The sequence below is a fragment of the Azospirillum isscasi genome (genome assembly GCF_030849505.1).
GTDB lineage: Bacteria > Pseudomonadota > Alphaproteobacteria > Azospirillales > Azospirillaceae > Azospirillum > Azospirillum isscasi.
The window spans coordinates 34,394-40,696 of record NZ_JAUJFI010000037.1 but is presented as its reverse complement, the minus strand read 5'-3'; the positions used below and the strand labels follow the sequence as shown (position 1 = coordinate 40,696).

8 protein-coding genes and 1 pseudogene are annotated in these 6,303 nt (G+C 68.8%); all 9 read left to right on the top strand.

What is annotated here, in order from left to right:
• The coding region (locus QSG27_RS10335) for a helix-turn-helix domain-containing protein (protein ID WP_306705785.1) at positions 1 to 337 on the top strand (337 nt) is incomplete at its 5' end.
• Positions 338 to 625: 288 nt separating this feature from the next.
• Positions 626 to 868: a 4-oxalocrotonate tautomerase DmpI gene (gene dmpI / locus QSG27_RS10330; RefSeq protein WP_306705783.1), complete on the top strand. Its 243-nt coding sequence runs from the start codon at positions 626 to 628 to the stop codon at positions 866 to 868.
• 439 nt (positions 869 to 1,307) lie between these two features.
• Positions 1,308 to 2,198, top strand: a complete 891-nt coding sequence (locus QSG27_RS10325) for an adenylate/guanylate cyclase domain-containing protein (RefSeq protein WP_306705781.1) — start codon at positions 1,308 to 1,310, stop codon at positions 2,196 to 2,198.
• A gap of 214 nt (positions 2,199 to 2,412) precedes the next feature.
• Positions 2,413 to 3,969: a nitrogenase cofactor biosynthesis protein NifB gene (gene nifB, locus QSG27_RS10320; RefSeq protein WP_306705778.1), complete on the top strand. Its 1,557-nt coding sequence runs from the start codon at positions 2,413 to 2,415 to the stop codon at positions 3,967 to 3,969.
• Positions 3,970 to 4,000: 31 nt separating this feature from the next.
• Positions 4,001 to 4,240 (top strand): annotated as a pseudogene (locus QSG27_RS10315) (4Fe-4S dicluster domain-containing protein); the annotation flags it as partial.
• 45 nt (positions 4,241 to 4,285) lie between these two features.
• Positions 4,286 to 4,822 carry a hypothetical protein gene (locus QSG27_RS10310; protein WP_306705777.1) on the top strand — a complete coding sequence of 179 codons (537 nt, stop codon included), beginning with the start codon at positions 4,286 to 4,288 and terminating at the stop codon, positions 4,820 to 4,822.
• Positions 4,819 to 5,592, top strand: a complete 774-nt coding sequence (locus QSG27_RS10305) for a 4Fe4S-binding leucine-rich repeat protein (RefSeq protein WP_306705776.1) — start codon at positions 4,819 to 4,821, stop codon at positions 5,590 to 5,592. Before QSG27_RS10310 ends, QSG27_RS10305 begins: the two co-directional genes overlap by 4 nt.
• A 29-nt stretch (positions 5,593 to 5,621) precedes the next feature.
• A complete protein-coding gene (locus QSG27_RS10300; RefSeq protein ID WP_306705775.1) occupies positions 5,622 to 5,918 on the top strand; it encodes a nitrogen fixation protein NifZ in 297 nt (98 codons plus the stop codon).
• A 39-nt stretch (positions 5,919 to 5,957) separates the two neighbouring features.
• Positions 5,958 to 6,269 (top strand): nitrogen fixation protein NifZ, encoded by a 312-nt coding sequence (locus QSG27_RS10295; RefSeq protein WP_306705774.1) that lies wholly within the window; start codon positions 5,958 to 5,960, stop codon positions 6,267 to 6,269.
• The last annotated feature ends 34 nt before the right edge of the window (positions 6,270 to 6,303 follow it).

Below are 6,303 nucleotides of genomic sequence, written 5' to 3'. Positions count from 1 at the left end.
GGCTTGGCCCGCCTGCGCGTCCGGCTGTTCCGCCGGGCCGTCGCCGGTCTGCGGCGCCGCCCAGCCGGTGGTTCCAGTTCCGCTGATTCCGCTGCCGCTGCCGGAACCGAGCGCTCCCGCCGCCGCGATCCCCGCATCTCCTGCCGCCGCCGCTCCCCCGCCCGCCGCGGAGGTGCCGCTGGACGAACCCGAGTCGGGATCGCTGCGCGACCGGCTGCTCTGGGCGATGGAGCGCACCGGCTGGGTGCAGGCCAAGGCCGCCCGCCTGCTCGGCATGACCACCCGTCAGGTGAGCTACGCCCTGCGCAAGTACAACATCGAGATCAAGCGCTTCTGACGGCCGGTGCCTCCGCCATCACCCTCGATGGCGGCCCCTCGATGGCGGCCCCCGACAGCCGGTGGCCAGACCGGTCATGTATCTGATTTGCGCTTCCTGCGCCTGGGCAACGGCGACGCCCATCGGAGACGGCGCCGGACCGGACCCAACGCATCCCGGCCGCCGTGAGACGAACTGTCACATGGCGTCCGGGCGTGTTGATGGATGATTTTTCAACCTTTGATAAATGTTGGTGGCGTCTGGGACTCTCATTCTGGCGCCGCAACCACACATGTCGGAGGACAGGTCATGCCTGTGATCGTTTTTGAATCCGGAGCGCTGAACAAGGAGGTCAAGGCGGAGCTGATCCGGCAGTTGACGGACGTTTCCGTGCGGATCACCGGGATCCCGAAGGAGCTTTTCCTGGTGTCGATCCACGAACTGCCGGACGAGGACATCGCGGTCGGGGGTGTCACCGTCAAGGAATTGAAGCAGCGTCTGGCCGAGCAGCGCGCACGGAACGACGGCGCGGAGACAGTCTCGGAAGGCTGATCCGACGGTCCCGATCGGAAAAGGCGTGTCGAAGCCGAGGGACGGAGCGCGCACCGCCCATCGGACCTGATAAACCGCATGGCCTGCGAACGTGCCGACCTTGCGGGCTTCCGCCGAAGAGGCTTGGAGGAACGACCGCCGTTTTCCGCTGTAGGTAAGAGCATCCGGCACCGAACCGCCCGATGGCGCGGTCCGGGGCTTCACGAGGGCGTCGTCCACGAAGCAATCCTGATCGCCCGCCACCTTCCGCGCCGTGGGCAGGCCCGCCCGCTCCACCAGGATGGCGGCGGCGTCCCCTTCGCCGGCCTTGCGCAGCGCCTTGCCGATCGCCTCAAGATCGCCCCCACCGCTTCCGGCTGTATTGTGTTATGAAGGAAGACTAACGGCTGTACGCCGCGCCGAGCCTCCCGCAACCTCCGGCTTCAGGGCTTTGCACGAGATGGAAAAGCCCCTCGCGCTCCTCTTCGTGGATATCGCCGACAGCACGCTGCTCTATGAACTGGCCGGCGACCGGAAGGCGGCGGCGCTGACCCAGCGGGTGCTGGAGGATCTGCGTCGGATCGTCGTGGAGAACGCCGGAACGGTGGTGAAAAGCCTGGGCGACGGCTTGCTCGCCTGCTTCCCCGCCGCCGACGGGGCCGCCCGCGCCGCGCTCGCCATGACGGAGCGGCAGGCGGACTTCGGGCTGCGCCTGCGCGCCGGGCTGCATTTCGGACCGGTGATCGCCGGCCCCGGCGACCTCTACGGCGACGCCTGCAACGTCGCCGCCCGGCTGGAGTCCATCGCCCGCCCCGGCGAGATCCTGGCGACCGACGATCTGGTCCACCGCCTCTCCCCGCCCCTGCTGAGACGGGCGCGCCTTCTGAACAGCGTCGCGGTGAAGGGAAAGGCCGCCCCGGTGCGCGTCCATCAGATCCGCAGCGGCGACGCGGTGCCGGAGGCCGAGGACAACGCGACCGTCGCGCTGACCACATCGGTGCCCGGCAGCGGGCGCGGCCTGCCGTCCCTGCGCCTGTCCGGGCGTTGCACCGACGCGACGCTGACCCCCCTGCTGCCCCGTGTCACGGTGGGGCGCGACGAGAGCTGCGGCCTGCGCATCCCCTCCCGCCGGACCTCGCGCCAGCACGCGGTGATCGACTTCAGCCGCGGCGGCTTCCTGCTGACCGACCATTCGACCAATGGGACCTTCATCCGCACGGGCGACTCCCCGTCGCTGCTGCTGCGCCGCGATTCGACGAAGCTGGCCGGAACCGGACTGATCGGGTTCGGGGCGGAGCCGCTGGGACCGGACGAGGACCACGTCCTGACCTTCCGCGTCGGCACCGCCTGAGGGGTCGCACCCCCCGTGTCGGGTCCCCGACAGGCGGCGTCTTTGTCGGCCATTGTTTGGCTTTGTCCGCCTTTGTCGGATTGCCGACATGGTCCGCAGGCCCGACACACCATCCCAACCCACTGAAAATACACAATTCACCCGGTTGGCCCCGAACTTGCTTTTAAGGAACCGACCAAGGGCGCCGATGGCGCGGCTGGGAAGGGAGTGGACGATGGCCAACGTTATTTCGCTCGACAGCATCCTGGGCGTGGGTGAGCTGAAGGCTCCCGCCGAGGCGCCGCCCGCCGCCGCTTCCGGCTGCGCGTCCTCCTCCTGCGGCTCGTCGGACGGCCCCGCCGACATGGCGCCGGAGGTGTGGGAGAAGGTGAAGAACCATCCCTGCTACTCCGAGGAGGCGCATCACTATTTCGCCCGCATGCACGTCGCGGTGGCGCCGGCCTGCAACATCCAGTGCAACTACTGCAACCGCAAATACGACTGCTCGAACGAGAGCCGGCCGGGCGTGGTCTCCGAGAAGCTGACCCCCGATCAGGCGCTCCGCAAGATCCTGGCCGTCGCGCAGGAGATTCCGCAGCTCTCCGTCATCGGCATCGCCGGCCCCGGCGACAGCCTGGCGGCGGGCGGCAGGAACACCTTCAAGACGTTCGAGATGCTGCAGAAGAAGGCGCCGGACCTGAAGCTGTGCCTGTCCACCAACGGTCTGGCCCTGCCCGACCATGTGGACACCATCGCGAACTACAACATCGACCACGTCACGATCACCATCAACATGGTCGATCCGGAGATCGGGCAGCACATCTATCCCTGGATCTTCCACGACCACCGCCGCTGGACCGGGCTGGACGCCGCCAAGATCCTGCACGAGCGCCAAATGCTCGGGCTGGAGATGCTGACGTCGCGCGGCATCCTGGTGAAGGTGAACTCCGTCATGATCCCGGGGATCAACGACGAGCACCTGATGGACGTGAACAAGGCGGTGAAGTCCCGCGGCGCCTTCCTGCACAACATCATGCCGCTGATCTCCGACCCCGCGCACGGCACCCATTTCGGCCTGACCGGCCAGCGCGGCCCGACCGCGCAGGAGCTGAAGGCGCTGCAGGACCAGTGCGAGGGCGGGGCCAAGCTGATGCGCCACTGCCGCCAGTGCCGCGCCGACGCGGTCGGCCTGCTGGGCGAGGACCGCGGCTCCGAATTCACCATCGACCGGATCGAGGCGATGGGCGAGGTGGAGTACGACCAGGAGGCCGCCCGCACCTACCGCGAGCATGTCGAGGGCGAACGCGCCGGGCGCCATGCCGCCAAGGCCGCCGCCCAGGCCGAGGTGGTCGAGACGGTCGGCATCGAAGTGCAGCCGATCCTGATCGCCGTCGCCACCAAGGGCGGGGAGCGCATCAACGAGCATTTCGGCCACGCCAAGGAATTCCAGATCTACGAGGTCGGCCCGAAAGGCGCCAAGTTCGTCGGCCACCGCCGCGTCGACCAGTATTGCGAAGGCGGTTCGGGCGACGCGGACGCGCTCGGCAGCGTGCTGTCGGCGATCAACGACTGCACCGCGGTCTTCGTCGCCAAGATCGGCGGCTGCCCGTCGCAGAATCTCAAGGACGCGGGCATCGAGCCGGTTGACCGCTTCGCCTTCGAATACATCGAGGAGTCGGCATTGACCTACTTCAAGGACTATGCCGAGCGCCTCAGCCAAGGTGCCGTCAACGCGCGAGAAGGGCAGGACGCGGTGATCCGCACCGGCGCCTTCACCGCCCGGCGCGCCTGACACCCACAGGACCGATCGACCCCACGGACTTAACCGGCGGCCCACCGCAACAGCCGCCACCACACCCAAGGAGAGTGTCATGGCTTACAAGATCAAGGCTTCCGACTGCACCGCCTGCGGCGCCTGCGAGGCCGAGTGCCCGAACAACGCCATCAGCTTCAAGAAGGGCGCCTACGCCATCAACGCGGACCTGTGCACCGAGTGCAAGGGCCAGTTCTCCAGCCCGCAGTGCGCCTCGGTCTGCCCGGCCGACTGCTGCGTCCCGGCCTGATCGCCCGACAGCCCCTCTCCCGTCCCGGCACGGGAGAGGGCGTCCATGGAGCGCACCGCCATGCTGGACGAGGTGGATGAAGGCTGGCTCAACCGCCGTTACTACGGCGGCGACCTGCCGCCCGAGGCGGAGCGGTTCCTGCATCTGGCCGCCGCCAGCTATGCCGACGCCGACGCGGCGCAGCGGTACCTTGCCCGCGCCGCCGAACTGGCGCCGGGGCACCGGCTGGTCGATCTCGGCCATTACAAGTTTCACTTCTACAAGGCGAACCTGGACACCGCCCTGATGTACGGCGAGCGGATGCTCGGCCACGCCATGGCGGCCATCGGCCTGAACCACACCGACTGGCGCACGGTCGGCCGGGACCACGCGCCTTTCGCGGGTCTGGAGCCGGCCCCACGCCTGTTCCTGTTCGCTCTGACCGCGGTCGGCTACCTGCTGCTGCGCCTGGGCCGTCTGGCCGAAGGGCGCGAAGCCCTGAACAAGGTCCGGGAACTGGACCCGAAGGACCGCTTCGGCACCGCCCGCCTGCTCGCCGTTGCCGACCGCCACGAAGCCGGCCCGGAGGACGACGACGCATGAGCGACGACATCGACAGCGCGCTGGACTGGCTGGGCAACCCCGTCGATTGCGGCGGCTGCGCCTATCTCGGGCGCAAGGCGGAGGGGCGCTGCGAACCGCTGCGCGCCTGCGTGCACGACCGCTACGCCAAGCGCATCCAGCGCTTCTTTCAATGGAACGACGATCTGGCGGGCGAGCATCTCGACCATCCCTATTTCGAGGTCCGGGCCAACGCCGCCCGCTTCGCGCCGATCTTCATCGTGCCGCGGCTGATGGAGGACCCGGACGAGACGGTGCGCGCCGCCGTCGCCCGCCGCCTGCCCCGCCGCCTGCTGCTGAAGATGCGCGGCGACCCCGACCGCGAGGTGCGCATCGCCGTCGCCTCCCGGCTGGAGGACGCCGACCTCGCCCCGCTGATGCGCGACTCCGACTATTCCGTGCGGCTGCGCGTCGCCCGGCGCGTGCCCGAAGGCATGTTGCCGGCCATGATGCACGACGAGGACCCGGAAATCCGGCTGGAGGTCGCCAACCGCATCGGGCTGGAATGGCTGATGAGCATGGCCTGGGACGACAGCGCCCGCGTGCGCATGGTCGTGGCCCGGCGCCTGCCGCCGGAAAAGCTGTCCGCCCTGACCGGCGACGCGGACTGGTGCGTGCGCTTCGTCGTGGCCAGCCGCCTCCCGCCCGAAGACCTCGGCCCGCTGACCGAAGACCCGGTGGACGACGTCCGCACCGTGGCGCAGAAGCGCCGCGCCGGACTGCCCGCCACCGGCGACCTGATTCCCGACTGACGCCCCCGCCCCCGCCCCAGGAGCATCGAATGCGCGAGCGCGCCCGCGATCCCAACGAACCGATCGAACTGGAAGACCGCCCCGCCTTCGAGGAAGGCCAGAAGGTCCGCGCGCTTCGGGATGTGCGCAACGACGGCACCTATCCCGGACGCCCGATGGGCGATTTCCTGATCCGCACCGGCGACATCGGCTACGTCAAGTCGATCGGTACCTACCTTCAGATGTATTACATCTACGGAATCGATTTTTACGAGAAGCGCATCATCGTCGGCATGCGCGCCAAGGAACTCGAACTGGTCGATGCCCACTGCAACGACCCCCAGTGACCCTTCCCTTCCGCAACCCTCCCGCCTAAGGAGCACGCGATGAGCGACGCCGTTACCGAAGCGAAGAAGCCCGGCTTCATCCCGCCGCGCGAGCCGCTCTACGATTGGGGCTTGGCGGTCACCGCCGCGGTGGACCTGCACAACGACGGCAGCCACCCCAGCGCCGCCGAAGGCGCCCTGCTGGTCCCCCAGGGAACGCCCGGCACCATCGTGCGCATCGGCCACGCCGAGGGCACGCAGATCCCCGTCTACCTCGTGGAGTTCCCCGCCGGTGTCGTCGTCGGCTGCCTGGAGGAGGAGATCGTTCCCGCCGACGGCCGCCGCCGCGGCGTTCCCGGCGTGATGGACTGACCGCTTCCGCCCGTTCGTGCCACGGCTCCCGATG

Bases quoted from the DNA above. Each gene is read 5' to 3' on its own strand.
- dmpI (WP_306705783.1), top strand. From the start codon at position 626: ATGCCTGTGATCGTTTTTGAATCCGGAGCGCTGAACAAGGAGGTCAAG.
- QSG27_RS10325 (WP_306705781.1), top strand. From the start codon at position 1,308: ATGGAAAAGCCCCTCGCGCTCCTCTTCGTGGATATCGCCGACAGCACG.
- nifB (WP_306705778.1), top strand. From the start codon at position 2,413: ATGGCCAACGTTATTTCGCTCGACAGCATCCTGGGCGTGGGTGAGCTG.
- QSG27_RS10310 (WP_306705777.1), top strand. From the start codon at position 4,286: ATGGAGCGCACCGCCATGCTGGACGAGGTGGATGAAGGCTGGCTCAAC.
- QSG27_RS10305 (WP_306705776.1), top strand. From the start codon at position 4,819: ATGAGCGACGACATCGACAGCGCGCTGGACTGGCTGGGCAACCCCGTC.
- QSG27_RS10300 (WP_306705775.1), top strand. From the start codon at position 5,622: ATGCGCGAGCGCGCCCGCGATCCCAACGAACCGATCGAACTGGAAGAC.
- QSG27_RS10295 (WP_306705774.1), top strand. From the start codon at position 5,958: ATGAGCGACGCCGTTACCGAAGCGAAGAAGCCCGGCTTCATCCCGCCG.